1 pseudogene is annotated in these 441 nt (G+C 80.3%); it reads left to right on the forward strand.

Features of this window, described 5'->3' with window-relative positions:
* Window positions 1-44: 44 nt before the first annotated feature.
* Window positions 45-441 (forward strand): annotated as a pseudogene (locus IH13_RS39770) (sugar transferase); the annotation flags it as partial.

The following is a 441-nucleotide window of genomic DNA, read 5'->3' on the forward strand; positions in this document are numbered from 1 at the left end:
CCGTACACCCGCCGCGGGAGGGCGGCGGGGAGCTGCCCCGGCCCGTGCGGGACCGCGTGCGGTGGGTGTCCCCGGCGGGGCTGGTCGTCGTGGACGGCCTGGCGGTGGGCGCCGCGGCGGCCCTGGTGGCGCCCGCGCCCGTGGCGTGGCCCGTGGCGGTCCTGCTCCCCCAGGTGGCCGCGCAGGTGCTCCTGCACGCCCTCCGCGGGCTGTACCGGGGCGGGTTGTCCCCGTCCGTGCCGGCGGAGCTTCCCGTGCTGCTCGGCACGGCGCTCGTGCAGTGGTGCGTCACCGGCCAGGTCCTGGCGGCCGGCGACGCCGGGTGGGACGTCGGCTGGGCGGTGCTGCTGTGCGCGGTCGGCACCCAGATCGTCCTGACGTGCTGCGGGCGCGGTGCCGTCTACCGGGTACGGCGGCGACGGGCGGCGCGCTCCCCCCGGC

The organism is Streptomyces sp. NRRL WC-3549 (assembly GCF_000721935.1).
In the GTDB taxonomy this organism is placed as follows: Bacteria; Actinomycetota; Actinomycetes; order Streptomycetales; family Streptomycetaceae; genus Streptomyces.